The organism is Polaromonas sp. YR568, assembly GCF_943369675.1.
Taxonomy (GTDB): domain Bacteria; phylum Pseudomonadota; class Gammaproteobacteria; order Burkholderiales; family Burkholderiaceae_C; genus Polaromonas.
Genome location: NZ_CALROB020000045.1, coordinates 12,770 through 39,063 on the forward strand (window position 1 = coordinate 12,770; position 26,294 = coordinate 39,063).

General features: G+C 66.2%; 25 protein-coding genes. 16 read left to right on the forward strand and 9 right to left on the reverse strand.

The window, feature by feature from the left end; all coding sequences use genetic code 11:
* Nucleotides 1–2: 2 nt before the first annotated feature.
* The 3 genes from ACLV8F_RS20230 to ACLV8F_RS20240 are packed head-to-tail and all read left to right on the forward strand — an operon-like array spanning nucleotide 3 to nucleotide 3,935.
* A complete protein-coding gene (locus ACLV8F_RS20230) occupies nucleotides 3–1,055 on the forward strand; it encodes a putative 2-aminoethylphosphonate ABC transporter ATP-binding protein (RefSeq protein WP_411885995.1) in 1,053 nt (350 codons plus the stop codon).
* Complete coding sequence (locus tag ACLV8F_RS20235; protein WP_411885996.1) at nucleotides 1,055–2,770, forward strand: putative 2-aminoethylphosphonate ABC transporter permease subunit; 1,716 nt, start codon at nucleotides 1,055–1,057, stop codon at nucleotides 2,768–2,770. The genes ACLV8F_RS20230 and ACLV8F_RS20235 overlap by 1 nt, the downstream gene beginning before the upstream one ends.
* A gap of 46 nt (nucleotides 2,771–2,816) precedes the next feature.
* Nucleotides 2,817–3,935: a 2-aminoethylphosphonate--pyruvate transaminase gene (locus tag ACLV8F_RS20240; RefSeq protein ID WP_411885997.1), complete on the forward strand. Its 1,119-nt coding sequence runs from the start codon at nucleotides 2,817–2,819 to the stop codon at nucleotides 3,933–3,935.
* A 214-nt stretch (nucleotides 3,936–4,149) separates the two neighbouring features.
* Here ACLV8F_RS20240 and ACLV8F_RS20245 read toward each other — a convergent pair whose 3' ends face one another.
* The gene (locus ACLV8F_RS20245) at nucleotides 4,150–5,106 is read right to left on the reverse strand and encodes a helix-turn-helix domain-containing protein (protein ID WP_411885998.1); all 957 of its coding nucleotides are present in this window, start codon (nucleotides 5,104–5,106) and stop codon (nucleotides 4,150–4,152) included.
* A 198-nt stretch (nucleotides 5,107–5,304) separates the two neighbouring features.
* On the opposite strand from ACLV8F_RS20245, the gene ACLV8F_RS20250 reads away from it, so the two are divergent.
* The 8 genes from ACLV8F_RS20250 to ACLV8F_RS20285 all read left to right on the forward strand — a co-directional run bounded on the left by ACLV8F_RS20250 (nucleotide 5,305) and on the right by ACLV8F_RS20285 (nucleotide 14,024).
* A complete protein-coding gene (locus tag ACLV8F_RS20250) occupies nucleotides 5,305–6,795 on the forward strand; it encodes an amino acid permease (protein WP_411885999.1) in 1,491 nt (496 codons plus the stop codon).
* A 21-nt stretch (nucleotides 6,796–6,816) separates the two neighbouring features.
* Nucleotides 6,817–8,202: a glutamine synthetase family protein gene (locus ACLV8F_RS20255; protein ID WP_411886000.1), complete on the forward strand. Its 1,386-nt coding sequence runs from the start codon at nucleotides 6,817–6,819 to the stop codon at nucleotides 8,200–8,202.
* Nucleotides 8,189–8,713 carry an N-acetyltransferase family protein gene (locus tag ACLV8F_RS20260; RefSeq protein ID WP_411886001.1) on the forward strand — a complete coding sequence of 175 codons (525 nt, stop codon included), beginning with the start codon at nucleotides 8,189–8,191 and terminating at the stop codon, nucleotides 8,711–8,713. The genes ACLV8F_RS20255 and ACLV8F_RS20260 overlap by 14 nt, the downstream gene beginning before the upstream one ends.
* Nucleotides 8,714–8,731: 18 nt before the next feature.
* Entirely contained in the window at nucleotides 8,732–9,865 is a 1,134-nt protein-coding gene (locus tag ACLV8F_RS20265; RefSeq protein WP_411886002.1) for an iron-containing alcohol dehydrogenase, read from the forward strand.
* Nucleotides 9,862–10,683 (forward strand): gamma-glutamyl-gamma-aminobutyrate hydrolase family protein, encoded by an 822-nt coding sequence (locus ACLV8F_RS20270; RefSeq protein ID WP_411886003.1) that lies wholly within the window; start codon nucleotides 9,862–9,864, stop codon nucleotides 10,681–10,683. Before ACLV8F_RS20265 ends, ACLV8F_RS20270 begins: the two co-directional genes overlap by 4 nt.
* Entirely contained in the window at nucleotides 10,680–12,053 is a 1,374-nt protein-coding gene (locus ACLV8F_RS20275) for an aldehyde dehydrogenase family protein (protein ID WP_411886004.1), read from the forward strand. Before ACLV8F_RS20270 ends, ACLV8F_RS20275 begins: the two co-directional genes overlap by 4 nt.
* Nucleotides 12,054–12,057: 4 nt before the next feature.
* On the forward strand, nucleotides 12,058–12,717 hold the full coding sequence (locus tag ACLV8F_RS20280; RefSeq protein ID WP_411886005.1) for an HAD family hydrolase: 660 nt from the start codon (nucleotides 12,058–12,060) through the stop codon (nucleotides 12,715–12,717).
* A gap of 86 nt (nucleotides 12,718–12,803) precedes the next feature.
* Nucleotides 12,804–14,024, forward strand: a complete 1,221-nt coding sequence (locus ACLV8F_RS20285; protein ID WP_411886006.1) for an MFS transporter — start codon at nucleotides 12,804–12,806, stop codon at nucleotides 14,022–14,024.
* Nucleotides 14,025–14,047: 23 nt separating this feature from the next.
* Here ACLV8F_RS20285 and ACLV8F_RS20290 read toward each other — a convergent pair whose 3' ends face one another.
* Together ACLV8F_RS20290 and ACLV8F_RS20295 are read right to left on the reverse strand one after the other, a co-directional pair.
* Nucleotides 14,048–17,014 (reverse strand): DNA topoisomerase III, encoded by a 2,967-nt coding sequence (locus ACLV8F_RS20290; RefSeq protein WP_411886007.1) that lies wholly within the window; start codon nucleotides 17,012–17,014, stop codon nucleotides 14,048–14,050.
* Nucleotides 17,011–17,532, reverse strand: coding sequence for a TlpA family protein disulfide reductase (locus tag ACLV8F_RS20295; protein ID WP_411886008.1), 522 nt, complete (start codon nucleotides 17,530–17,532; stop codon nucleotides 17,011–17,013). The genes ACLV8F_RS20290 and ACLV8F_RS20295 overlap by 4 nt, the downstream gene beginning before the upstream one ends.
* A 99-nt stretch (nucleotides 17,533–17,631) precedes the next feature.
* Between ACLV8F_RS20295 and ACLV8F_RS20300 the strand changes: the two genes are divergently transcribed.
* The 3 genes from ACLV8F_RS20300 (at nucleotide 17,632) to ACLV8F_RS20310 (ending at nucleotide 19,931) form a co-directional block, all read left to right on the forward strand.
* Nucleotides 17,632–18,321: an SET domain-containing protein gene (locus tag ACLV8F_RS20300; RefSeq protein ID WP_411886009.1), complete on the forward strand. Its 690-nt coding sequence runs from the start codon at nucleotides 17,632–17,634 to the stop codon at nucleotides 18,319–18,321.
* Nucleotides 18,322–18,387: 66 nt separating this feature from the next.
* Complete coding sequence (locus ACLV8F_RS20305; protein WP_411886010.1) at nucleotides 18,388–19,266, forward strand: biotin--[acetyl-CoA-carboxylase] ligase; 879 nt, start codon at nucleotides 18,388–18,390, stop codon at nucleotides 19,264–19,266.
* Nucleotides 19,260–19,931, forward strand: a complete 672-nt coding sequence (locus tag ACLV8F_RS20310; protein WP_411886011.1) for an SPOR domain-containing protein — start codon at nucleotides 19,260–19,262, stop codon at nucleotides 19,929–19,931. Before ACLV8F_RS20305 ends, ACLV8F_RS20310 begins: the two co-directional genes overlap by 7 nt.
* An 8-nt stretch (nucleotides 19,932–19,939) precedes the next feature.
* Here ACLV8F_RS20310 and ypfH read toward each other — a convergent pair whose 3' ends face one another.
* The 3 genes from ypfH to ACLV8F_RS20325 form a co-directional block, all read right to left on the reverse strand.
* Nucleotides 19,940–20,587 carry an esterase gene (ypfH, locus tag ACLV8F_RS20315; RefSeq protein WP_411886012.1) on the reverse strand — a complete coding sequence of 216 codons (648 nt, stop codon included), beginning with the start codon at nucleotides 20,585–20,587 and terminating at the stop codon, nucleotides 19,940–19,942.
* Between the two features lie 95 nt (nucleotides 20,588–20,682).
* Entirely contained in the window at nucleotides 20,683–21,612 is a 930-nt protein-coding gene (locus tag ACLV8F_RS20320; protein ID WP_411886013.1) for an NAD(P)/FAD-dependent oxidoreductase, read from the reverse strand.
* Nucleotides 21,602–22,075, reverse strand: a complete 474-nt coding sequence (locus tag ACLV8F_RS20325) for an Rrf2 family transcriptional regulator (protein ID WP_411886014.1) — start codon at nucleotides 22,073–22,075, stop codon at nucleotides 21,602–21,604. The genes ACLV8F_RS20320 and ACLV8F_RS20325 overlap by 11 nt, the downstream gene beginning before the upstream one ends.
* A 177-nt stretch (nucleotides 22,076–22,252) precedes the next feature.
* Here ACLV8F_RS20325 and ACLV8F_RS20330 point away from each other — a divergent pair, with 177 nt between their 5' ends.
* Complete coding sequence (locus tag ACLV8F_RS20330; RefSeq protein ID WP_411886015.1) at nucleotides 22,253–22,729, forward strand: FKBP-type peptidyl-prolyl cis-trans isomerase; 477 nt, start codon at nucleotides 22,253–22,255, stop codon at nucleotides 22,727–22,729.
* 191 nt (nucleotides 22,730–22,920) lie between these two features.
* Nucleotides 22,921–23,319, forward strand: a complete 399-nt coding sequence (locus ACLV8F_RS20335; protein WP_411886016.1) for a response regulator — start codon at nucleotides 22,921–22,923, stop codon at nucleotides 23,317–23,319.
* Between the two features lie 315 nt (nucleotides 23,320–23,634).
* Here ACLV8F_RS20335 and ACLV8F_RS20340 read toward each other — a convergent pair whose 3' ends face one another.
* The 3 genes from ACLV8F_RS20340 to ACLV8F_RS20350 form a co-directional block, all read right to left on the reverse strand.
* A complete protein-coding gene (locus ACLV8F_RS20340) occupies nucleotides 23,635–24,516 on the reverse strand; it encodes an alpha/beta hydrolase (protein ID WP_411886017.1) in 882 nt (293 codons plus the stop codon).
* Entirely contained in the window at nucleotides 24,513–25,391 is an 879-nt protein-coding gene (locus ACLV8F_RS20345) for an alpha/beta hydrolase (RefSeq protein WP_411886018.1), read from the reverse strand. Before ACLV8F_RS20345 ends, ACLV8F_RS20340 begins: the two co-directional genes overlap by 4 nt.
* A 2-nt stretch (nucleotides 25,392–25,393) precedes the next feature.
* Nucleotides 25,394–26,294, reverse strand: a 901-nt coding sequence (locus ACLV8F_RS20350; protein WP_411886019.1) for a tripartite tricarboxylate transporter substrate binding protein, incomplete at its 5' end; no start/stop codon positions are given.

The window sequence follows — 26,294 nt, forward strand, 5'->3', positions numbered from 1 at the left end:
GCATGAACAACGACACTTTTCTGAACCTGCGCCATATCCGCAAGGAATTCGGCAGCTTCACCGCGCTGCAGGACATCAACCTGGACATCCGCAAGGGCGAGTTTGTCTGTTTCCTCGGCCCTTCGGGCTGCGGCAAGACGACGCTGCTGCGCATCATCGCCGGGCTGGAAGTGCAGACCTCCGGTGAAGTACACCAGGGCGGGCGCGACATCTCGCGGCTGCCGCCGGCGCTGCGCGACTACGGCATCGTGTTCCAGAGTTATGCGCTGTTCCCGAATCTCAGCGTGGCCGACAACGTGGCCTATGGGCTGGTCAACCGCAAGACGCCCAAGGCTGAAGCGGCCAAACGTGTGAGTGAACTCGTGAAGCTCGTGGGCCTGCCGGGCAGCGAAGGCAAATACCCCAGCCAGCTCTCGGGCGGCCAGCAGCAGCGCATTGCGCTGGCGCGGGCGCTGGCCACTTCGCCGGGTTTGCTGTTGCTGGATGAGCCGCTGTCGGCGCTCGACGCGCTGGAGCGCGTGCGCTTGCGCCAGGAGATACGCGCGCTGCAGCAGAAGCTGGGCGTGACCACCATCATGGTGACGCACGACCAGGAAGAAGCGCTGAGCGTGGCCGACCGCATCGTGGTGATGAACCACGGCCTGATCGAGCAGGTCGGCACGCCGATGGAGATTTACCGCGAGCCGGCTTCTCCCTTTGTCGCCGACTTCGTCGGCAAGGTCAATGTGATGCCGGTGAGGGTGAGCGGCGGCCAGATGAAATTCGGCGCGCTGTGCCTGCCCTGCGACGGTGGAGACCGCGAAGCCAGGATCTACCTGCGGCCCGAAGACGTGCTGGCCAGGCCGATTGCCCCCGGCGATGCCCACGTGTTCGACGCGACCATCGAGAAGATCGAGTTCCTGGGCTCCTTCTGCCACGTGCACGTGGCCTCGCCCGCGCTGGGCGGCCACAAGCTCACGGTCTACCTCTCGCTCAATTTCCTGTCGGAGCAATCGCTGGAGATCGGCTCCTCGCTGCCGCTCAAGCTGCTGCCCGAACGCATCAAGGTGTTCTGATGCCGGTCTACACGCCTCCCGCGCCGCCCATCGTCAAGCAGCGCGTGCACTGGATAGACCACCTGGCCTACGCGGCCCTGGCACTGGTCGCCCTGATCCTGGTGGCCTTTCTCGCGGCGCCGCTGCTGGCCATCCTGCAGCAGGCGCTGCTGGGCAAGTCCGGCGACTTCATCTGGTTCGACAACTTCATCGAGTACGCCCAGACCCCGGCGCTGCTCGAAAGCCTGTGGAACAGCCTCTGGGTCTCCACCGTGGTCACGCTGGTCGCCGTGCCGCTGGCCTTTGGTTTTGCCTATGCGCTGGCGCGCTCCTGCATGCAGTACAAGGCCCTGTTTCGCGGCATCACGCTGATCCCGCTGCTCGCGCCCTCGCTGCTGTCGGCGATCTCGCTGATCTACTGGTTCGGCAACCAGGGCGTGCTCAAGGGCTGGATGCAGGGCATTGGCATAGACCAGATCTACGGCGCGCCCGGTATCGTGGTGGCCGAATGTTTCGCGGTGTTCCCGCACGCGCTGATGATCCTGGTCACGGCGCTGACGCTGTCGGATGCGCGCCTCTACGAAGCCGCCGACGCCATGGGCACCAGCGCCAGGCGCAAGTTCTTCACCATCACGCTGCCCGGCGCCAAGTACGGCCTGATCTCCGCGGCGCTGGTCACCTTCACGCTGGTCATGACCGACTTCGGCATCCCGAAAGTCATAGGCGGGAACTTCAACGTGCTGGCCACCGACGTCTTCAAGCTGGTCATAGGCCAGCAGGATTTCGCCAAGGGCGCGGTGGTCGCCATCCTGCTGCTGGCGCCGGCCGTGCTGACCTTCGCGGTCGACAAATACGTCAGCAAGCGCCAGACCGCCATGCTGACGGCGCGCGCCGTGCCCTACCGGCCCACGCCCTCGCGCGGCTATGACTGGGCCATGACGCTGTACTGCTGCGTAATTGCCTTCCTGGTGCTGGCCATGCTGGGCATGGCGGTGTTCGCCTCTTTCGCGAGCTTCTGGCCCTACAACCTCAAGCCCAGCCTGCGCCACTACACCATGGGCCTGGTCGACGCGGAAGTCGGCGTCGGTTTCCTCAACAGCCTGAAGATGGCGGCGGGCACGGCCTTCTTCGGCACCGCGCTGGTGTTTTGCGGCGCCTACCTGCTCGAAAAAACCAAGGGCATGGACGGCCTGCGCGGCTTTGTGCGCATGCTGGCCATTCTGCCCATGGCCGTGCCCGGCCTGGTGCTGGGCCTGGGCTACATCTTCTTTTTCAACGCGCCCGACAACCCGCTCAATGGCCTGTACCACACGCTGACCCTGCTCACGCTGTGCACCATCGTGCATTTCTACACCACCGGCCACCTGACGGCGGTGACGGCGCTCAAGGCGCTCGACGGTGAATTCGAGGCCGTCAGCGCCTCGCTCAAGGTGCCTTTCTTCAAGACCTTCTGGCGCGTCACACTGCCGATCTGCACGCCTGCCCTGGTCGACATCGCGCGCTACTTCTTCATCAACGCGATGACCACCATCTCCGCCGTCGTCTTTCTCTACTCGCCCGAAACCAAAGTCGCCTCCATCGCCATCCTGAACCTTGATGAAGCCGGCGAGATGGGCGCCGCAGCGGCCATGGCGGTGTTGATCGGTATCGCATCGAGCATTGCCACCTTGCTGTTCATGGCGCTGGCCTGGTGGATCAACCGCCGCACGCAGGCCTGGCGCACCAGTTCACGTTGACCCCCGCTTACCGTTCCTCGCGACTTGCCCATAAAGAGACAACACCATGGATAGAGACAAAATCCTTCTGACGCCCGGCCCGCTGACCACCACGCTGCGCACCAAGCTAGCGATGCTGAAAGACTGGGGTTCCTGGGACAGCGATTTCAACGCCGTCACGGCCAGCGTGCGTAAAAGCCTGCTGGCCGTCATCCACGGCCAGGACTCGCACGTCGTCGTGCCGCTCCAGGGCAGCGGTACTTTCAGCGTGGAGGCGGCAGTGGCCACCGTGGTGCCGCGCGACGGCCACGTGCTGGTGATGGACAACGGCGCTTACTGCAAACGCGCGGCCAAACTGACCACGCTGATGGGCCGGCGCTGCACCGTCATGCCTTTTGACGAAGCCGCGCAGGTCTCCCCCGCCGCGCTGGACGCCATGCTGGAAGCCGACACCAGCATCACCCACGTCATGCTGATCCACTGCGAGACCGGCGCCGGCGTGCTGAATCCGCTGCAGGAAGTGGCCGACGTCTGCAAAACCCATGGCAAGGGCCTGCTGGTGGACGCCATGAGTTCTTTCGCCGCGATCGAGATCGACGCGCGCAAGGTGCACTTTGACGCGCTGGTCGCCGCCAGCGGCAAGTGCCTGGAGGGTGTGCCCGGCATGGGTTTTGTGTTTATCCGCAAGGCGGTGCTGGAGGGCTGCGCCGGCCGCAGCCAGTCGCTGGCCATGGACCTGCACGACCAGTACGCCTACATGGAAAAAACCACGCAGTGGCGCTTCACGCCGCCCACCCACGTGGTGGTGGCGCTGGCCGAGGCGATTGCCCAGTTCGAGGAAGAGGGCGGCCAGCCCGCGCGCCTGGCCCGCTACGAAAGCAACTACCGCACGCTGATAGACGGCATGGCAAAGCTCGGCTTCAAGCCCTTCCTGGACCCGGCCATCCAGGCGCCCATCATCGTGACCTTCCACGCGCCGGCCGATAGCCGCTACGAGTTCAAGAAGTTCTATGCCGCCGCAAGAGATCGCGGCTTTGTCCTATACCCCGGCAAGCTCACCCAGGTGGAAACTTTCCGGGTAGGCTGCATAGGCGCCATTGGCCCCAACGAGATGGCGCAGGCGGTGCAGGCCGTGGCGGGCGCCTTGCAGGACATGGGCATTACCTCCGCCGCGCCGGCTGGATAAAGAGCCACCCCTGTCCAGGCTCACTGCGTGTAGCCTGTTCTCCCCTCAAGGGGACGGCGCCTGGGGCCGGCAAAGCCGGACCCTCGGCCCCCGCTGGTTGAATCCCCTGAACTCTTAAACCGAGCAGGGGCCGCGGAACCGGCTTTGCCGGGCCGCAGGCGCAGCGGCCCCCTCGGAGGGCAGGGAGCTACACGAAGTGAGGGACCGTGGGGGCCTAATGACTTCGGCGAAATGCCTCGGAAGGCAGTTCGCCAAACATTTGCTGGTAGTCGTGCGCGAAATGACCAAAATGCCAAAACCCCAGGTCGGTTGCCGCCGCCGTCACAGACGTAGCGGTCTTGAGCGCCTGCCTGGCGGCATTCAGGCGCACGGCGCGCAGATAGGCCAAAGGGCTGATGCCCAGCGCCGTCTGAAAACCGTTTTGCAAGGTTCGCCGGCTCACACCGAGTTGCTCGCACAGCGCCAGCACCGTGGGCGGTTGATCGAGTTGCGCATGCACCAGCTCGCGGGCGCGCCGTGTCAGCGCCCAATGCCCATGAGTGCCGACAGAATCGACGCAACCCGTCGGTGCAAGAACCCGGCCGAGTTGCTCCATCACGGTGTCGAGCATGGCGGCCTGCACGGCGGGCGACTGCAGCAGCGCAGGGGCGGCCTCCACCGTATCCAGCACCCCCACCAGGCATTGCCTGAGACCGGCTTGGGCGGCGCCATCCAGCCGGCGCAAGCCGGCCTGCGCACCGAGCCGGGCCTGCAGCGCCGGATCGTGCTCACCGCAGCGGCGCCAGGCAGCTTCATCAAGCTCCAGCCCCAGCATCACATGGCGGCGGGAGGAACGGAACTCAAAACCGGACGCGCCCGAAAACACATGCAGCGCCCCGGCGTCGCTGGGCCCGCCGCAAAACACACTGGGCCCCTCGACCTGCAGCGGCAGCCCCAGGGCCAACGCACCTTCACGGATCCGGCCGATCTGGTAGACCGACTCCCGCAGGCTTTCCACAAAGAGCCGCAAGCCCGCGAACTCAAGCTGTCGCACTTCTCCGCCGAACGCACCGCGCGAAAGCTGCAGGTAGCTCTGGTTCCACCCCGTGAGCGCAGCCGCCTGCTCGTCCACGTCCGCGAACGACGCGCGGGACAACAGAGCCGGTGGGGCGTTATCAGAAGGATGTGCCATCGGCGCATTCTTGCAGGATTCGTGCCGCGTGCAAGCTACGCTTTGAAACAGTTCGACTTACTTTCGCCCACTTCGCAAGCACGCCATCCGCCCAACTTGCCGAAATGGGATTTCAGCCCACCCGCCCGCGCCCTAGGATGCAGCAGGACCCGACCGGGCCCCCAAGTCTGCAACTGCAACTTCTCCTAAGGAGTCACCATGTCAGAGCGTTCCAGCGTCCAGTACGCAAAAGTCGACGGCAGCTACTTTGAAAAGAGGGGACTGCGCCGCTATGCCGGCGTCTGGTCGCTCTGGGCGCTCGGGGTGGGCGCCGTGATCTCCGGCCACTTCGCGGGCTGGAACCTTGGCCTGGCCAACGGCTGGGGCAGCATGCTGCTGGCCACCATCATCATTTCCGTGATGTACCTAGGGCTGACCTTTTCGCTGGCCGAAATGTCGCCCGCGCTGCCGCACACCGGCGGTGCCTATTCCTTTGCCCGCACCGCCATGGGGCCCTGGGGCGGCTTTTTGACGGGCCTGGCCGAGAACGTGGAATACGTGCTGACGCCGGCCGTCATCGTGTTTTTCATCGGCAGCTACATGGGCAGCATCTTCGGCACGCCGCCGGCCTGGCAACCGCTGTGGTGGATAGGTTTTTACATCGTCTTCATCGGCCTGAACATCATCGGCGTCGAGCTGTCCTTCAAGATCACGCTGGCCGTCACGCTGCTGGCGCTGGCCTGCCTGGTGGCCTTCTGGGTCAGCGCCTTTCCGCGCATCGACTTCGCGCGCTGGGCCATGAACGTGGGCGCCGGCGGCGCCGTGCTGCCCGAGGGCCGCGGCCCCTTCCTGCCGCTGGGTTTCGGCGGCGTGCTGGCGGCCCTGCCCTTTGCCGTCTGGCTGTTCCTGGCCATCGAGCAATTGCCGCTGGCCGCCGAAGAGTCGGTGGACCCGCGCCGCGACATGCCGCGCGGCATCATCGCCGGCATCTTCACGCTGATCGTCTCGGCCTTCATGATCCTCTGGCTTAACCCCTCAGTCGCCGGCATTGGTTCACACGCGCTCAGCACCTCGGCCGAGCCGCTGCTGGACGGCTTCAAGGCGATCTACGGCGACGGCATTGCCAAGGTGCTGGCGCTGGTGGCGGTGCTGGGCCTGGTGGCGAGCTTTCACACCATCATCTTCGCCAAGGGCCGGCAGATCTATTCGCTGAGCCGGGCCGGTTACTTCCCCTCGGCGCTGTCGGTCACGCACGGCAGCCGCAAGACGCCGCACATCGCCATGATCGTCGGCTCGGTCGTGGCGCTGGCCGTCATGTTCGTGCTCTGGTTTTCGCTGGGGGTGGACAAAGGCTCGGCCGTGATTGGCGGCACCTTGCTGAACATGGCCGTCTTCGGCGCCATGTTCTCTTACGTCATGCAGGCGCTGTCTTTCATGCGGCTGCGCAGCAAGCTGCCGAACATGGAGCGGCCCTACCGCAGCCCGCTGGGCGTGCCGGGCGCCGTGCTGACCCTGCTGATCGCGCTGGTCACGATTTACTTCCAGCTCAGCGACCCGGTCTACCGCGTCGGCGTGCTGTGGGTCGCGCTGTGGTTTGCCATCGGCGTCAGCTACTTCGCGCTGATGGGCCGGCACCGCCTGATCCTCTCGCCCGAAGAAGAATTCGCCATTGGCCTGGCCGAAAAACACCGGGCAAGCGCCCCTACCTGAACCACGAGGCAAACCACCACCATGGCCAAAAAAACACCCACCGCCAACGCCTCCCGCGGCGTGCTGGACGCGCTGCGCAAATCGGGCGCCGACAAAATGAAGGTGGCCGTCAGCGACATCGACGGCGTGCTGCGCGGCAAGTACCTGCACAAGGACAAGTTCTTCGGCGCGGCCGAGCCCTACCCCGCCGGCGGTTTCGGCTTTTGCGACGTGGTGCTGGGCTGGGACATGATGGACAACTGCTACGACAACGCCTCGGTGACGGGCTGGCAGCACGGTTTCCCGGACGCGCTGGCCCGGCTGGACCTGGCCACCCTGCGCCACGTGCCCTGGGACAACAAGGTGCCGTTTGTGCTGGGCGAGTTCGTCAACGCCGACGGCACGCCGCATGCCGTCTGCCCGCGCCAGACGCTCAAGCGCGTGCTCAAGCGCGCCGAGAAGATGGGCGTGATGCCCATGACCGGCATGGAGTTCGAGTGGTTCAACTTCCTGGAGACGCCGCAAAGCTGGGCCGCCAAGAACGGCGTGGGGGCGGAAAAACTCACGCCCGGCATGTTCGGCTATTCGCTGCTGCGCATGAACCAGAACCAGGGGTTTTTCAACGCCCTGATGGACGAGATGCTGGCCTTCGGCATCCCGATTGAAGGCCTGCACACCGAGACCGGCCCCGGCGTCTACGAAGTCGCCATCGCCTTCAGCGAGGCGCTGGAGCAGGCCGACCGCGCCATCCTGTTCAAGACCGGCGCCAAGGAAATCGGTTCGCGCTTCGGCATCATGCCCAGCTTCATGGCCAAGCCCCACCAGCAGTTGCCCGGCTGCAGCGGCCACATCCACCAGAGCCTGTCCGACGGCAAGAACAACCTGTTCTACGACGCGAAAAACCCGCGCAAGATGAGCAAGGTCTTTGAAAGCTACGTCGCCGGCCAGGTCGCCTGCATGATGGAGTTCGGCCCCATGATCTGGCCCACCATCAACAGCTACAAGCGCCTGGTCGACGGCTTCTGGGCGCCCGTCAAGCCGACCTGGGGCATGGACAACCGCACCGCCAGCTTTCGCGTGATCGCCGGCAGCCCCAAGGCCACCCGGCTGGAAACCCGCTGCCCGGGTGCCGACGTCAACCCCTACCTGGCGATGGCGGCGGTCATTTCGGCCGGCCTGCACGGCGTCGAAAAAGGCCTGAAGCTGGGCGCGCCCATCACCGGCACCAACGCCGGCGCCGAGCACATTCCGCGCGCGCCGCGCACGCTGATCGAAACCACACGAATCTTCCAGAAATCGGCGATTGCGCGCGACTGGCTGGGCGATACTTTCGTGGACCACTTCGCGGCCACGCGCGAGTGGGAATGGCGCCAATGGCTGGACGCCGTCACCGACTGGGAAATGAAACGCTATTTTGAAATCATCTGACATCCTGATCCGCAGGCTCGCCGTGCCCGACGCCGCCGTTTACCGCGAATTCCGCCTGCGCGGCCTGCGTGAACACGCGGACGCCTTCACTTCCAGCTTCGAGGAGGAAAACCTGCGCGCGCTGGCGGAGACCGAAAAGCGCTTGTCCCCCACGTCGGATACCGTGATGTGGGGCGCCTTCGTGGAAGGCACGCTGGCCGGCGTGGTCGGCATGACGCGCGAAACCCGGCTGAAGAACCGCCACAAGGCCACGCTGGTCGCCATGTACGTCGCGCCCGAGTACGGTGGCCGCGGGCTGGGCAAGGCCCTGGTCGACACCGTCGTGCAGGCGGCCAAAGCCGAAGGCCTGGCGCTGCTGATCCTGACGGTGACCGAAGGCAACCGGCAGGCCGCCGCCCTGTATGAACGCGCCGGCTTTGCCGCCTTCGGCATTGAGCCCGACGCCATCCGCGTGGACGGCGTACCCTTCGGCAAGCAGCACATGTATTTAAAACTGACCCCCGCCCACTGAACCCAAAAAAGACACCCCATGAGCATCACCAACTTCTCCTTCCCCACCGCCATCCGTTTCGGCGCCGGCGCGCGCAAGCTCGTCGCCGACACCCTGAAAGAAGCCGGCTGCAAGCGCCCGCTCATCGTGACCGACAAGGCCCTGGGCGCACTGCCCGTGCTGGCCGAGTTCAAAACCCACCTGGCCGGCCTGGACGTGGCCGTGTTCTCTGGCGTCTTCGGCAACCCGACCTGCAGCCAGGTGATGGACGGCGCGGCCGCGTACAAGGCGCACAAGGCCGACTGCGTGATCGGCTTCGGCGGCGGCGCGGCGCTGGACGTGGCCAAGGTGGTCGGCATTGCCGCCACGCACGAGGGCGACATCCTCGAATACGTCTGGGACCACCCGCAGGTGCGGCCCATCGTCAATGAGCTGCCCTACTTCGTGGCCCTGCCCACCACCTCGGGCACCGGCTCCGAAGTCGGCCGCTCCTCGGTCGTGAGCGAAAACGACACACACATCAAGCGCGTGGTGTTCAGCCCCAAGATCCTGGCCAAGGTGGTGTTCGCCGACCCCGAACTCACGCTGGGCCTGCCGCCGCATGTGACGGCCGCCACCGGCATGGACGCGCTCACGCACAACATCGAAAGCTATCTTTCGCCGGCCTATCACCCGCTGTGCGACGGCATCGCGCTCGAAGGCACGCGCATCGCGGCCCGCGCGCTGCTCACCGCTGTGAAGGAGCCTTCCAACCTGCAGGCACGCAGCGACATGATGATGGCCTCCATGATGGGCGCCATCGCCTTCCAGAAAGACCTGGGCGCCGTGCATTCGTGTGCGCATGCGCTGGGCACCGTCTGCGACCTGCACCACGGCCTGGCCAACGCGCTGATGATTGACACCGTGCTGGCCTGGAACTACGAGTCCGCACCCGCCAAGTTCGACGAGCTGGCCCACGTCTGCGGCGTGGCCGGCGGCGGCAAGGCCCTGGTGCCCTGGCTCAAGCAACTGAAAGAAAGCGTGGGCATCACCGGCCCGCTGTCGGCCCACGGCGTCAAGCCCGAACACCTGCCGCGCCTTGTCGAGATCGCCACGGCCGACATCTGCCACCAGACGAATCCCCGGCCCTGCAAGGCCGAAGACTTCCAGCGTTTGTTCGAGGCAGCCCTGTGATCGCCGCCAGTCGTTTAAAAATCGGTTTGTCGGCTTGCTTCTCGCATGCCGACCCAACACGCTCCTTCTTCACCGGCAAGACGCTGCAGTACGTCGAGCAGTCCATCGCGCATTGGCTGATGTCTTCCGGTGCCATGGTCGTCATGGTGCCCTGCCCCACGGGCAGCACGCAGCGCGGCGACGTCACCTACGAGCACTATGCGCAGTGGCTGGACGGTCTGGTGCTGCACGGCGGCGCCGACGTCTGGCCCGGCAGCTACGGCGAAGAACCGCTGGAAGAAAAATGGTCGGGCGACCGCGTGCGCGACGAATACGACAAGGCCCTGGTCGCCGCATTTGAAAAAGCCGGCAAGCCGGTCTTCGGCGTCTGCCGCGGCCTGCAGCTGCTCAACGTCGCCTTCGGCGGCACGCTGTACCAGGACATCAACACGCAGGTGCCCGAGTCCTTTGTGCACCGCGACGCCGTGACCTACGACCAGAACTTCCACAGCGTCAACATCGTCCAGGGGTCGCGGCTGTCGGCGATGTACCCCGGCGTGGAGCGCGTGCGCGTCAACAGCATCCACCACCAGGGCATCAAGGATTTGTCGCCCGAATTCGAAGCCGAAGCCTTCAGCGTGGACGACGGCATCGTGGAAGCCATACGTCGCAAGGACAAGAGCAAAAGTTATATCGCCGCCACCCAGTGGCACCCCGAATTCCACAAACCCGGCTCCGACACGATTGACGACGCCGCTGTGCTCGACGATTTCCTCACGGCCGTGGCCGCCGCCAAACACAAAGAACACAAAGACAAAGAAAAGGCAAAACAAGCATGAACACCCTCGCCGTCCACAACCCCGCCACCGGTGAACTGATCACCAGCCTGCCCGCCGACGACGCGGCCTCCGTCGCCGCCCAGGCGCAGCGCGCGCGCGCCGCCCAACCCGCCTGGGCGGCCGTGCCCCTGGCCGAACGCCAGGCCTGCATCACGCGCTTTCGCGCCGGTATTGTTGCCGAGCTTGACGCGCTGGCCGCCGTCATGACGCGCGAGACCGGCAAGCCGCTGAAGATGTCGCGCAACGAACTCAACGGCCTGCTGGGCCGCATCGACTTCTTCCTGGCCGAAGCCGCCGGCGCCACCGGTACACAAACCGTGTTCAACGAAGGCGGCATGACCGAGCAGATCGAGCACACGCCGCTGGGCGTGGTCGCCAACATCTCGGCCTGGAACTATCCCTGGTTTGTGGGCGGCAATGTGTTCATCCCGGCGCTGCTGACCGGCAACGCCGTGCTCTACAAACCCTCCGAGTACGCCGCCATGACGGGTGTGGCGATTGCGCGCCTCTTGCATGCGGCCGGCGTGCCGCAGGACGTGTTCATTCCGCTGATAGGTGGCGGCGCGGTGGGCGCGGCGCTGATGGAGCAGCAGATCGACGGCCTCTTTTTCACCGGCTCCTATGCGACCGGCGCGAAGATCGCGCAGGCCATGGGCCCGCGCATGGTCAAGCTGCAGCTCGAGCTGGGCGGCAAAGACCCGACTTACGTCACCGAAGACGCCAACGTGAAGAACGCCGCCGAGTCGCTGGCCGACGGCGCGATGTACAACACCGGCCAGAGCTGCTGCTCGGTCGAGCGCATCTATGTGCACGAAAAGATTTACGACGCCTTCGTCACCGCCTTCCTGGAAACGGTGAAGACCTTCAAGATGGGCGACCCCATGGGCGAGGACACGTATATAGGCGCCATCACACGCGCGCCGCAGCTGGATGTGCTGGACGCCCAGGTCGCCGACGCAAAGGCCAAGGGCGCCACCCTGCTGGCCGGCGGCCAACGCGGCCCCGCGCCCGGCAACTGGTACGAGCCCACGGTCTTCAGCAACGTCAACCACAGCATGGAACTGATGCGCGAGGAAAGCTTCGGCCCGCTGATCGGCATCCAGAAAGTCTCGGGCGATGCCGAGGCCGTGAAGCTCATGAACGACACACGCTACGGCCTGACGGCCGGCGTCTTCACGCCCGACGAAGCGCGCGCCAGGACCCTGCTGGCCCAGGTCAACGCCGGCAGCGTCTACTGGAACTGCTGCGACCGCGTGAGCCCGCGTTTGCCCTGGAGCGGTTACGGCGATTCGGGCGTGGGCCTGACCTTGTCGACCTACGGCATACAAACCTTCACAAGGCCGAAAGCCTGGCACCTCCGGCAGGCGTGACCTCATGAAGCTCACCCTCTTCGACCTGGACCACACCGTGCTCAACGGTGACAGCGACGTGCTGTGGTGCGAGTTCCTGATCGACAAGGGTGTGCTGGGCCGCACCGAGTTCACCGCGCGCAATGCCGACATGGCGGCGCGCTACAAGTCCGGCACCGTGGGCCTGAAAGAGTTCGCCGATTTTTACGTGGGCACGCTGGCCGGGCGGACGGCCGAAGAGTGGGAGCCGCTGCGGCAGGAATTCCTGGCCGACCGGATAGTGCCGCGCATCACGCCGGCCGCCGTCGCCCTGGTCGACAAGCACCTGGAGGCCGGTGACCTGGTCGTCATGACCACGGCCACCAACCGCTTCATCACCGAACTCACGGCGATCTACTTCGACATCGAGCACCTGATCGCGACCGAGCCCGAGATGCTGGGCAGCCGCTTCACCGGCAGCACCACCGGCGTGCTCAACATGCGCGAAGGCAAGGTCGAGCGCCTGCACGCCTGGCTCACGGCGCGCGGCCTGCGCTTCAAGGACTGCAAAACCACGGCCTACAGCGATTCGATCAACGACCTGCCGCTGCTTGAGGCCGTGAAGCACCCGGTGACGGTGAACGCCGACGCGACGCTGGCGGCGATCGGCGGCAAGCGCGGCTGGCCCGCCTTGCAGTTGCACTGAGACCGCACCAAGCCCATCGCAAGTCCGGTAACGGCCAGCGCAACAACGCCGCCACGGGCAGAATGTGAGCCTCACACCGCTCACCCATGCACACCCCACTCCCTGTTCCTTTCCAACGCCTGGCCTGGTCCAACCTCGCCGCCCAATCCGCCGAACAACTGAGCCTGGCCGCCGTGCCGCTGGTCGCGGTGCTGATGCTGGGCGCCGGGCCCGGTGAGATCGGCCTGCTGGCGGCGCTGCAGACCCTGCCATTCCTGCTGCTGTCGATTCCCCTGGGCCTGCTGGCCGACCGTGTCTCGCGCTGCCGCCTGATGGTGGCGGCCGAGACCCTGCGCGCCTTGTCCTTGCTGGCGCTGCTGGCCATGGTGCTGACAGGCCAGCTGTCGATCGCCGGCCTGGCGCTGCTGGGTTTTATTGGCGCCGTGGGCACTGTCTGCTTCAGTGTGGCCGCTCCCGCGCTGGTGCCGGCCATCGTGCCGCGCACGCTGCTGGCGCGCGCCAACGGCCGGCTGGAGCTGGCACGCAGCATGGCCTTCGCGGCCGGGCCGGCGCTGGCCGGGGCGCTGGTGGCCTGGGCCGGTGCATCGGCGGCCTTTGTGCTGGCGGCGATTTTGTCGGCCTCGGCCGCGGGCCTGCTGTTCAGCCTGCACGAGCCGGCCCGCACACCAGCCGTGGGCCGCCATGCACTGCTGGAGATTCGCGACGGCGCGCAATTTGTCTGGCGCCAGCCTTATTTGCGTCCCATGGTGCTCGCCGGCATCGTCTGGAACATCGCCTGGTTTGTGCTGCAGGCGGCTTATGTGCCTTACGCGGTGCGCGTGCTGGGCCTGACGGCGCAGGGCGTGGGTATCACCCTGGGCGCGTACGGCGCGGGCATGGTGCTGGGCGCCTTGCTGTCGCAGCGCATTGTGGCGGCCATGCCTTTCGGCCGCGCCATCCAGCTCGGCCCGGCCGTGTCGGTGCTGGCCGCCGCGACCATGGTGGCCACCTTGTTCGCACCCAGCGGCATGCTGGCGGGCCTGTCGTTTTTCCTGTTCGGTGTCGGGCCCATCGTCTGGACCATCACCTCCACCACCTTGCGCCAGAGCATCACGCCCCACGCCATGCTGGGCCGCGTCTCGGCCGTGTTCCTGGCCGTCAACGCCGGCTCGCGGCCCATAGGCGCGGCGCTGGGCGGGGTGGTGGGCGCATCGCTGGGCGAAGCCGCCTGCCTGTGGCTGGCGCTGGTGGGCTTCGCGCTGCAGGCGATCGTGATTTTTGGCTCGCAGCTGCATGCGCTGCGTCAGCTGCCCGAGCCGGTGGCCTGATGGCAGCCGGCGCGCGGCGGCTCTTATTCCGCCGTCAGGTGTTTACCCACAATGCCGGCCAACTCAAACATCGTGACCTGCGGCTTGCCGAACACCGGCAGCAGCTTGGCGTCGGCGTTGATGGCGCGCTTGTTGGCCGCGTCCTGCAGGCCCTCGGCCTTGATGTAGTCCCAGAGCTTTTTGATGACCTGGGTGCGCGCCACCGGTTCGGCGCCTATCACCGCGGCCAGTGCGTCGCTGGGCTTGAGGCCTGCGCCCGGCTTGGCGACGCGCGGCGTTTTCGGCTTGGCGGTTTTGGCGGCGGGCGTCTTCTTGGCCGCGACTTTTTTGGCCGCCACCTTTTTCGCTGCCGGCGTGGCGCCCTTGGCCGCCACCGTCTTGCCGAAAGGCGTCTTCACCGTGCCGGTCTTGGCGGCCGCCGGTTTGCGCGGCGGGAACTTGGACGGTGCGAACTCGAAGTTGACCTTGTCGGCCTCCTTGTCCCAGGCCAGCATGGCCTTGAAGGGGCGGCGCGTGCGCATAGACACAAACTTGTCGAGCAGGTCGGTCTTGCCGGTCTCCAGCAGCTTGTGCATCTGTTCGCGCTCGATGGGCTGCTGCAATATCACCTGGCCGGTCTTGAAGGTGCAGCTGGGCGTGGGCTGGGCCAGCGTGGGCACGGACTTTTCGCAGACGTAGTTCTTGCCGAGCTCGAACACGCGCGAAGCACAGCGCGGGCAGGGGCCCAGCGACTGCTGCTCGCCGAAGTCGACGATCTCGCCGGTTTCGCCGTTCTTGTCGTCGCCGAAATCAAATTCGAGCTTGTAGTTTTTCGTCTCTTCGTCGAACTTGATCACCATCTCGGCGGTGAAGGGCCAGCCGGCCTTGGAGCGGAATCCGTCCAGCGGGCCGATCTTTTTGTCGCGCAGGAACTGCTCGACCTCGGCCACCTCGAAGGTGCGGCCGGCCGGCGTCTTGCCGAAGCTGAAGCCGCAGCCATCGTCGCCGTGCTTGCCGGTGCAGGTGTAGCGGCGGTAGTTTTCCTTGATCACGCCGCCGCAGTTGGGGCAGGGCGCGGTCAGCGTGGCGTAGTCGCCGGGAATCGTGTCCTTGTCGTAGCCCTTGGCCTTGTTGACGAGGTTTTCCGTCATGGCGGCGATCTCGGCCATGAAGGTTTCACGGCTCAGCTGGCCGTGCTCCATCTGCGCGAGCTTGTGTTCCCACTCGCCGGTGAGTTCGGCCTTGGAGAGCTCTTCCACGCCCAGGCCGCGCAGCAGCGTCATGAGCTGGAAAGCCTTGGCCGTGGGGATCAGCTCGCGGCCTTCGCGCAGCATGTATTTCTCGGCGATCAGGCCTTCAATCGTGGCGGCGCGCGTGGCCGGCGTGCCCAGGCCTTTTTCCTGCATGGCTTCGCGCAGCTCGTCGTCGTCGATGGTCTTGCCGGCGCCTTCCATCGCGCCCAGCAGCGTGGCCTCCGAATAGCGGGCGGGCGGGCGGGTCTTCAGGCCCCTGGCCTCGACCGTTTCGGCGCGCACCATCTCGCCGGGCTTGACCGGCACCAGGCTCTGGCCCTTGTCGCCGTCCTTGGCGTCGGCCACTTCGTCGGCGGCTTCCTTGCCGTAGATCGCGAGCCAGCCCGGCTTGACCAGCACCTTGCCTTCGGTCTTGAAGCTGTGGCCCACGGCCTGCGAAATGCGCGTGGTCACCAGGTATTCGGCGCTGGGGAAGAACACCGCCATGAAGCGGCGCACCACCAGGTCGTAGAGTTTCTGTTCGGCTTCGCTCAGGCCGCTGGGCGCCTGCAGCGTGGGGATGATGGCAAAGTGGTCGCTCACCTTGGCGTTGTCGAAGATGCGCTTGCTGGGCTTGATGTAGTTGCCCTTGATGGCCGTGGCCGCGTGCGGCGCCAGGTGCTTCATGCCGCTGGCGGCAAGCATTTCAAAGGTCTGCTTGACCACCGGCAGGTAGTCTTCGGGCAGCGCGCGCGAATCGGTACGCGGGTAGGTCAGCGCCTTGTGGCGTTCATACAGGCTTTGCGCGATGGACAGCGTGGTCTTGGCCGAGAAGCCGAACTTGCCGTTGGCCTCGCGCTGCAATGAAGTCAGATCAAACAGCAGGCCGGCGGCCTGCGTGGTGGGCTTGCTTTCTTCCGTCACCGTGGCGGCCTTGCCGCGCACGGCCTCGGCAATCGCCAGCGCCTCGCGCTCGGACCAGACGCGGTCGGCCCTCAACTCGGCGTCGGGCTCGGTGTTGTCGGCATTGGCCGCGGCTTTTTTCCATTTCGGGTCGAACCACTTGGCCGGGTATTCGCCGGCTTCGGCCAGGAAGGAGGCGTGGATTTCCCAGTAGTCGCGGCTCACGAACTTGCGGATTTTTTCCTCGCGTTCGACCACCACCGACAGCGTCGGCGTTTGCACGCGGCCCACGGTGGTCAGGAAGAAACCGCCGTCGCGCGAGTTGAAGGCCGTCATGGCCCGGGTGCCGTTGATGCCGACCATCCAGTCGGCTTCCGAGCGCGAACGCGCCGCGTCGGCCAGGCCCTGCATCTGCTTTTCGCTGCGCAGGCTGTCAAAACCCTCGCGGATCGCCGCCGGCGTCATGGACTGCAGCCACAGGCGCTTGACCGGCAGCTTGCTGGCCGCGTACTGCTGGATCAGCCGGAAAATCAGCTCGCCTTCGCGGCCCGCGTCACAGGCGTTGACCAGGGCGCTGACGTCCTTGCGTTTGGTCAGCTTGACGATGGCATTGAGCCGCGTCTTGGTCTTGTCCATCGGCTTGAGGTCAAAGTAGGGCGGAATGACCGGCAGGTTGGCAAAGCTCCATTTGCCGCGCTTGACGTCGAATTCTTCCGGCGCCTGGATCTCGACCAGGTGGCCCACGGCCGAGGTGACCAGCCACTCGTCGCTCTCGAAGTACTCGTCGTGCTTTTCAAATTTGCCCGCCGTGGGCGTGATCGCTCGCACAATGTCTTGCGCGACCGAGGGTTTTTCTGCAATCACCAGGGTTTTCATAAGTACTTCTTCAAACCTTCTACATCTTCAGGGAACATTTCCCCGCTTTCAGCGAATACGACTTTGCCGTCACGGCCGTCCGCCGACACCTTGAGCACCACCACCACGGGCAGGCCCACCGGCTTGGGCAGGCGCCTGGCCACTTCGGGGGTCAGCATGCCGGCGGGGAAACTGTAATTCTTGGCCTTCATATAGGCGGCTGCCGCGGCCGGCTGCTTGTCGATGGACAGCGCCAGCACCTCCAGCCCCTGGGCTCTCTGCGCCCGCCACAGGGCTTCTATATGGGGCGACTGTACGGCGCAAAAAGGGCACCAGCTGGCCCACCAGTACACCACAAGCGTCTTTCCGGCCATATCGGCGGGCTTCCAGGCGCTGCCGTCCAGCAGCGCGACAGGCGGCAACACCAGGGTGCTGCCGACCTTGGGCAGCGGGCTTTCGCCGCCCTTGGCCCACGCCGGCAGGCCCAGCCCGGCCACAAGGGCGGCGGTCGTCTGTATCAGGTCTCGGCGCTTGAACATAAAGGGGTCTCCAGGGGATGCATCGCGATGCGTCACTACAATAGCGGCTTCTCGCGCATGTACGCGCGCGGGTGCGCACGCATGCGCACGCACGCGCACATGCATGAATTAACCATACCAAAAAAATACGTCGTGTCAAAAACCCAGGCTTCCGCGCCCCTCGCGCCGCATTCTTCCCAGCCCTCCGCACCGGCGCCCGCCACCGACGGCCGGCGCATCCAGACGCGGCGCTCCGGCGTGCACGGCAAGGGCGTTTTCGCCGTGCAGGACCTGGCCGAAGGCGAGACCCTCATCGAATACATCGGCGAGATCATCAACTGGAAGGAAGCGCTGCGCCGCCACCCGCACGACCCCAAGGACCCGAACCACACCTTCTACTTCCACATCGACGAAGAGCATGTGATCGACGCCAAGCACGGCGGCAATTCCTCGCGCTGGATCAACCACAGCTGCAAGCCCAACTGCGAAGCCGACGAGAACGACGGCCGCGTCTTCATCAAGGCGCTGCGCAACATCAAGGCCGGTGAAGAGCTGTTCTACGACTACGGCCTGATCATCGACGCGCCTTACACCAAGAAGCTGCTGGCCGAATACCCCTGCTGGTGCGGCGCCAAGAACTGCCGCGGCACGCTGCTGGCGCCCAAGGATGACGACAAGAAGTCCAAGGGCAAGAAGAAGTCCGGCAAGAAGGCCGATAAAAAGGCCGAAGCCAAGGCTGACAAAAAGAAGGCTGAAAAGAAGGCCGCTCAAAAAGCCGACAAAAAGCCCAAGAAGAAAAAGAAGGACTGAGCCGGTCTTTCACCTGTTCCCTGGCCCGGCCCCCGCGACCGGCCAGGTCCAGCCTCTGAGCTTTTCATGAGCACTCCCCTCCCATCCCCCATCCGCTGGCCCGCCGAGGCCCTCTGGGAGGCCCTGGCGCCCTTGCTGCCGGGCTTCACGGTGGAGGTCCTGCCCGAGATCGACTCCACCAACACCGAGCTGATGCGCCGCTTCCGCGGCAGCTCCACGGCCGAACCCCGCCCCGAGCCGCTGCTGCTGGTGGCCGAGCAGCAGACCGCCGGCCGCGGCCGCCTGGGCCGCCAGTGGCAAAGCCGGCGCGGCGACAGCCTGACTTTTTCGCTGGGCCTGCCGCTGGCGCCCACCGACTGGTCGGGCCTGTCGCTGGTGGCCGGCATCAGCGTGGCGGAAAGCCTGGAACCCTTCACGCCATCGCAGGGCGGCAAACCCCGCATAGGCCTTAAATGGCCCAACGACCTCTGGCTGTCCACATCGCAGGGCGAGCGCAAGCTGGCCGGCATCCTGGTCGAAACCGCCAGCTGGGAAGGCCTGCGCTACGTGGTCATCGGCATAGGCATCAACATCCGTGCCGTGGCGCTGGACCCCGCCGCACCGGCAACAGCCGTGCCCGGCGTTCCGCCGGGCGGCCTGCAGGAACTGCTGCCGGAGTTCGACGCGCCGGCCGTGCTGCTGCGCATCATCCCGCCGCTGGTGCAGGCGGTGCAGGCTTTTGAGCGCTTCGGTTTTGCGCCCTTCCAGGCGCGTTTCGCGGCGCGCGACGTGCTGGCCGGCAAGGCGGTTCAGCTGTCCGACGGCACCACCGGCACGGCCCACGGCGCCGGCGAAAACGGCGCGTTGCTGGTGCATACTGCGGCTGGCATGAAAGAAATCACCAGCTCCGAAGTCAGCGTGCGGCCCGTGGCCGCGCCGCCAGCGCAAGGCGCGCGCCCATGCTGAGGCTGCTGGCGCTGGTGCTGCTGCTGGCCAACGCCGGCTACTTCGCCTGGACGCACGGCCTGCTGGCCGACTACGGTTATGCCCCGGCGGCCCAGGCCGAGCCCCAGCGCCTGGCCCAGCAGATCCGGCCCGAAGCCATGCAGTTGCTGACGGCCGCCGACGCGCGCCAGCTCGAAAACGCGCCCGCGCCCACGGCTGCGGCGCAACCCGCCCCCGAATGCCTGCAAGCCGGCCTCTTCACCCCCGAACAAAGCACCGCCCTGCGCACCGGCCTGGAAAGCACCCTGCCCATCGGCAGCTGGACGCTGGAAAGCGGCGTGGAGCCCGGCCGCTGGATCGTCTACATGGGCAAGTACACCAGCGAAGACGCCCTCGCCAAAAAACGCGCCGAGCTGCGCGGCCTGGGCGTGTCGTTTGAAGCGCTGGTCAACCCCGCCCTGGGGCCCGGCCTTTCGCTGGGCCATTACAGCTCGCAGGCCGAAGCCGAGCGCGAACTCGCCAAAGCCGCCACGCGCGGCGTGCGCACCGCCAAGGTGGTGCAAGAGCGGCCCGAAGCGCGCGGCCAGATGCTCAAGCTGCCGGCGGCGGATGCGGCGACCAAGGCGAAGCTGGAAGCACTCAAGCTGCAGCTCGCAGGCAAGCCGCTCCAATCCTGCAATTCATAAAAAGCCGCCTACACAGCCTTCCACGCGCGTAAAGGCACGCAGGTCTGCAGCCGCGTCACGGCCTGGTCCATCAGCGCCGGATGCAGCTCATGGCCCAGCGAGCGGGCCACGTCCAGCGTTGCGTCGGCGCCCAGCTCCATCAGGTGGTCAAAATCGCTGCGCGTGCGCGCCAGCGGCACCACCTCGTCGTTTTGCCCGTGCAGCAGGTGCAGGGTGGTCAGCGTGGGCGCGCGGGCCGGCCAGACCTGGTAGCCGCCGCCGAAGGACAGCAGCCTGCCCGCCAGGCCGTCGTGCGCATCGCTGAAGGCCAGCGCCAGGCTGGCGCCCGCGCCGAAACCGGCCAGCGCGGTGTCCGACTGCAGGATCTCGAAACGCTGCTGCTGCGCGCGCACAAAAGCCGCCAGCGCTTCCACACGCGCGGCCAGCGCGGCCGCATCGTCCAGCCCGGCCGCGGCGGCGCCCGCCGCATCGGCATGCGGGCCGCTCAAGCCTTCGGGAATCAGTACGGCGGCTTCAGGAAACGCCCCGCCCAGCAGGTTGCCCAGCTCCAGCATGTCGGCGGCCGTGCCGCCCGCGTCATGCAGCAGCACAAAAAGCTGGCGCGGCGTGGCGACGGCGGGCAGCAGTTCAATGGTTTCGATCTCGGGCGGTTTCATGGCTGGCGTCTGCAAAAAAATGGACAAGTGGAAAGAGACAATTGAGGGCTTTCCAGCCTCTTTCAACCACTTTAACCAGCCGGCGGCCCTTCTGTTTACGCTGCGGCAGCTTCTGCGCTTTGCGCGTCTTCCGTGATCAGCGAGGAATGCAGCCTGATGCCAGCGGCCACGCCACTGGCCATGGCGAAGGTGATGCTGTGCGGCACGCGTGCCATGTCGCCGGCCGCATACACGCCGGCCACGCTGGTCGTGCCCCAGGCATCGATGCGCACGATGGGGCCAAAGGGCGAGTCGTCAAACGCGCAGCCCAGCGCTTCAGCCAGCGGGCTGGCCATGCGCACCTGCGTGCCCACCAGCAAGGCCTTGATCGCCACACGCCGGCCGTCCTGCAGCAGTACGCCGTCCAGCGCCGGCGCCGCGCCCTCCAGCTCGGCAATGGCAGTTGGCTCGACCCTGACCTTGCGCACAGCCAGCAGCCCATGCTCTTCAGGCGACAGCTCGACCACACCTTGCGTAAACAGCGTCACATCGCCCCAGTCGGCAAACATCTGCGCCTGGTGAACCGACATGGGGCCGGTGCCCAGCACACCGACGGCGCCGCCACCGATTTCATAGCCGTGGCAATACGGGCAATGCACCACCGTCTTGCCCCAGCGCGCCTTCAGGCCGGGTATGCCGGGCAATACGTCCGACACGCCGGTGGCCAGCAGCAGGCGGCGGCCGGTGAACCAGCGCAGGCCCTCTTCGGCCTCCACGACAAAACTCGCTTCACCCGTCTGAACACGGCTCACGCGGCCACTGAAAACTTTGGCCGTGGGGTAAGCCAACAACTGCTGCCGCGCCTCGGCCAGCAGTTGTGAGCCCGGCTTGCCGTCATGCCCGAGTACGCCGTGGGACTCCGACGCGAAGCGGTTGCGCGGCAGGCCGGCGTCGATGACCAGCACATGCCGCCTGGCGCGGGCCAGTTGCAACGCTGCGGACAGGCCGGCAAAGCTGCCGCCCACAATGATGGCGTCATGCAGCATGGCCGGCCTCCGGGGAATGGGGATGCGTGGCGTGGCCGGCATGGGCGGCCATGGCGCGGTTGAAGTCGGCCGACAGGTCGGCCAGCGTGACCTCGCCCAGCCGCTTCATCAGCAGGGCCTCGGCCTCGCGCAGGCTGCCGGCCAGCGCGCGTTGCACCGACTGCTCGATGACGCAGCCGTCGGCATGCGGGGCCTCGCCGTCCGCTTGCGCGGCGTCGCCAAGCGCCATCTGCACGTCCAGCAGCGTGACGGAAGCCAGGTCGCGCGCCAGCACCCAGCCGCCGCCGTGGCCGCGTTCCGACACCACGAAGCCGGCCTCGCGCAGGCCCGCCATGGTGCGCCGCACCACCACCGGATGGCTGCGCAGGCAGGCCGCCAGTTCGTCCGAGGTCATAGGCGCGCCGCGGTGGGCCATGTGCAGCAGGGCATGCAGGACGGCCGAAAGCCGGCCTCTTGATTTCATGTAACTTATCATGTTGCATGATTCTACGGATACCGCTCACCGGCGCCTGCGGCCGGCCGCAAACCCCCACGCACCGAGGGGCCAATACCGGGCGATCCGGCGTCATCCGGCCCCTGAACGCGGCCTGGGCGAAAATCAGCGTTTTTGACGCATCCCGGACACCCCGGAACACCCACCATGAAAATCGGAAAAGACACCGCAGTCACCCTCAGCTACAAGGTGGCGGACGCCCAGGGCAAGCTGGTCGAACAAAGCAGCGCGCCCATGGTTTACCTGCACGGCGGCTACGGCAATACCCTGCCCAAGATCGAGGAAGCGCTGGACGGCCAGGAGCCGGGCTTCCAGACCGTGCTGGCGCTGGAGCCGCAGGACGCCTTCGGCCTGCGCGACGAAAGCCTGGTGCAGACCATCCCGCGCACGCAGTTTCCGCCCGGGGTCAAGGTCGGCGGCCAGCTTGAAGGCCGTGGCGCGGACGGCCGCCAGCACGTCTTCAACGTCATTAAGATCAAGGGCGACACCGTGATGCTGGACGGCAACCACCCGCTGGCCGGCAAAGCCTTGCGCTTTACCCTGAAGGTCACCGACGTGCGCGCCGCCTCGGAAGAAGAGATTTCCCACCGCCACGTCCACGGCGAGCACGGCCACCACCACTGATCGCCTTCGGGTGACCGGCCGGCGGCCGGTTGACGCCCTGTTAGCGTTTTTTAACCCGGCTTACCCGAAGTTACGGCTTTGAAGCGGCCCCTGCCCTAAAGTGGGATTGAGCCTACGCACCCCGATGACGCCCGACGACAGGCCGGCCCGCGGACGCGGGCTAAGGTCGCTGATTCACTTCGGGGAGTTTCATGGTCATCAACGCGTTTCTTGTCGAGGACAAGCCGGACATACGCAAAACCCTGGTCGAGGCCATGGAAGAAATCGCGCCGCTGCGCTTTGTCGGCCATGCCGACTCCGAAACCGGCGCCCGCCTGTGGCTGCACGACCATGAAGACTGGGACCTGGCCATCGTCGACCTGTTCCTCGCCGAAGGTTCGGGCTTCGGCGTACTCAAGGACTGCCAGCAACGCAAACCCGGCCAGAAGGTGGTGGTGCTGACCAGCCACAGCCAGGAGAACATTCTGTTGCGCTGCCGCGAGCTGGGGGCGGATGAGGTGTTCGACAAATCGGAAGATGTGGAGAAATTGGTGCTGTTTTGCCAGCAGCACGCGAGCAGCCTGGATGGCGTGCTGCCTCCGCCGCAGTAGTGATGCCGGGTCTTGCTCCGGCGGTGCGTCCCCTGCGTGGGCTTGCTGGCCGGGGGTTGCCCGGCGGCAACTCACTTTTCTTTTGCTTCGCCAAAAGCAAAGTAAGCAAAAGAAAAGGCGACCCTGGTTCCTGCGTCCCCTTCGCTTCGCTCCGGGGCAGCCTGCGGTGCTCGGTCCAGCCGGGGTCAAAAACAACTCGCTTCGCTCAAACAAGTTTTTGCCCTGATCCGTCTGGCCCCGCGCTCCTCGGCGCATCCACAAGGGGGTGGGGACGGAATACCGAACAGCCGAAGACAAACCCGAATACTCAAGGTCTCAAGTAGATATCAATCCCATCTGCTTGAGCACGGCGCCGCCCAGTAGTCCATCACGCTGCCCCAAACTTTCAACGATTTCAAAATGATTACGCCCTTCGGCCACCAGCAGCTGCACCGGCTTGCCAGCCGTCGCAACGGCCGCAGCGAAGTCGCGTGACTGGCGCTGGAACTCAGGCGTCTCCAAGGTGCCGTAGGCGACCAGCAGCGGCGCATTGAGCAGCGCCAGGTGCCGCTGCGGGCTCAGCGCCTCTTCGATCTCATCGGTAAAGCGAACATAGCTGCTGCGCGCCGAAAGCCGTGGCGGCTTCAGGTCAAAAATGCCGCTGCAGCACAGGCCGCCTTTGATCAGGTCGGCCGGCAGGCCGAAGCGGCCGGCCCAGTCGGTGGTCAGCATCACGCCGGCCAGGTGGGCGCCTGAGGAATGTCCCAGCACGTGGATGCGTTGGGGATTGCCGCCGAAGCGTTGCGCGTTCTCATGGACCCAGGCCAGCGCGCGCCTGAGTTGTTCGGCCATGGGTGCCAAGCTGCCTTCCACGTCCTGCACCGCCGCGAAGTCGGGCACGACCAGGTGTGCGCCGGCGGGCACCAGCACGTCGGCGGGGAAGGCGTAGTCGCGTGCCCGGCCCGAGCGCCAGGCGCCGCCGTGGAGAAAGACGGCGATCGGCGCGTCGGGCGCGCGGGTGGGGTAAACGTCCAGCCCCTCGATCGCGCTGTCGCCATAGGCAAAACGCAGCGGCTCGCCGAGCGCGGCGCGCGTGGCCTCGCTGCGCACCCCATAACGCTGCAGCACCTCGGCGGCATTGGGCGCATAAGCGGCCTGGTTGTAGGCCGCGTCGAGTTCGGCCTGGTCCATGTCCAGCCAGACGGCGGGACCTTTCACTTCGCCAGGCCCAGCAACGCGAGCTGCGCCTTGAACAGTGCGCTCGCCGGGTCCGCCCATTCGAGCACCGCGTCGAAGTGGTGCCGCCCGGCCGGCGCGATGAGTTGCGCTGGCGCGCCGCGCGCTGCCCACCAGTCGGTGACCTCGCGGCTTTGGCGCAAATAGTCTTCGGTCTCGTTGCCGCCCACCGCCACCAGCAGCGGGCAGCGCGCCACGGCGCCGCGCCGCAGCAGCGAGACCTCGGCCACCACCTCGGGCGTGAGGTTCAGCTTTTCATTGCGGAAGGACAGGCGCACCGGCTCAAGGTCGCCCAGGCCGCTCATGAAGCAGGCGCTTTTGACGAGATCGGCCGGCGCGCCGAATTCGCGTTCCCAGTCGGTCATCAGGACCTGGCCGACGAGGTTGGCGCCCGAGGAATGCCCGGCAATGTGGATGCGCGACGGGTCGCCGCCGTGCAGCGCGACGTTCTGCCACAGCCAGTACAAGGCGCGGCGCACCTGCGCGCCCATTTCGGGCAGCGTGGCCTGGGGCACAAGCGTGAAATCCAGCGCGACATACATCGCACCGGCGCCCACGTAGGCAGGCGCGGCAAAGGCGCTGTCGTCTTTCGACAGCGCGCGCCAGTCGCCGCCGTGCAGAAACACGATCACCGGCGACGGGCCGCGCGCGCCGGGCACGGGGAAAAGATCCAGCCGGTCATCATCGCCCAGGCCGTAGGCGATGTTTTCCATGCAGGCCAGTGAGGCCTTGGCCGCCGCGCTGCGTTCGGCGTACTCGCGCAGGTAGACCGTCACGTCGGGCACGCTGCCGCGGCTGTTGTACTGGCGGTCGAGTTCGGCCTGGTCGTAGCCGCGCCAGATGGGCGTTGCGCTCAAGACTATTCGACCTTGGCGCCGGAGATCTTCACGGCGCGCGCATTGCGCACGCTGTCGGCGACCAGGAAGGCGGCGAACTCTTCGGGCGTGCTGGCCACCAGGTCATAGGACTTGGCGACGATTTCCTTTTGCACGAACTCCGGGTCTTTCAGGATGCGCGTGACTTCGGCATGCAGCTTCATCACGATGTCGCGCGGCGTGCCGGCGGGGGCGAACAGGCCGAACCAGGCATTCGACGGCACGTCCGGGAAGCCCGACTCGGTAAATGTCGGCACGTCGGGCAGCAGCGGCATGCGCGTCTTGCCGCCCACGGCCAAGGCTTTCAGTTTGCCCGCCTTGATGAAAGCCTGCGACGAGGCCGCGCCCGAAAAGGTCAGCTGCACCTCGCCGGCCAGCGCGGCGGGCACGGCCTGCGGAATGCCCTTGTAGGGCACATGCACGATGTCGATGCCGGCCTGGGCCTTCAGCATTTCCATAGCCAGGTGCGGCTGGCTGCCGCTGCCGTAAGACGCGTAGTTGAGCTTGCCGGGGTTGGCCTTGGCGTAGGCGATCAACTCCTTGAGGTTGGTGGCCGGCACGGCCGGGTTGGCCAGCAGCAATTGATTGAGCAGCACCAGCTGCGTGATGGGCGCGAAGTCCTTCACCGGGTCGTAAGGCAGCTTGGCGTACAGGTGCTGGTTGATGGTCATGGTCGCGTCGGTGGTGACCATCAGCGTGTAGCCGTCGGCGGGCGCCTTGGCGACAAAGTCGGCGCCCAGGATGGTGCCGCCGCCGGGCTTGTTGTCGACCAGCACGGGCTGGCCCAGGCTGCGGCCCAGGCGCTCGCCGATCACGCGCGAGATCACGTCGATGCCGCCGCCGGCCGGGTAGGGCACGACGATGCGTATCGGCCGTGAGGGGTAG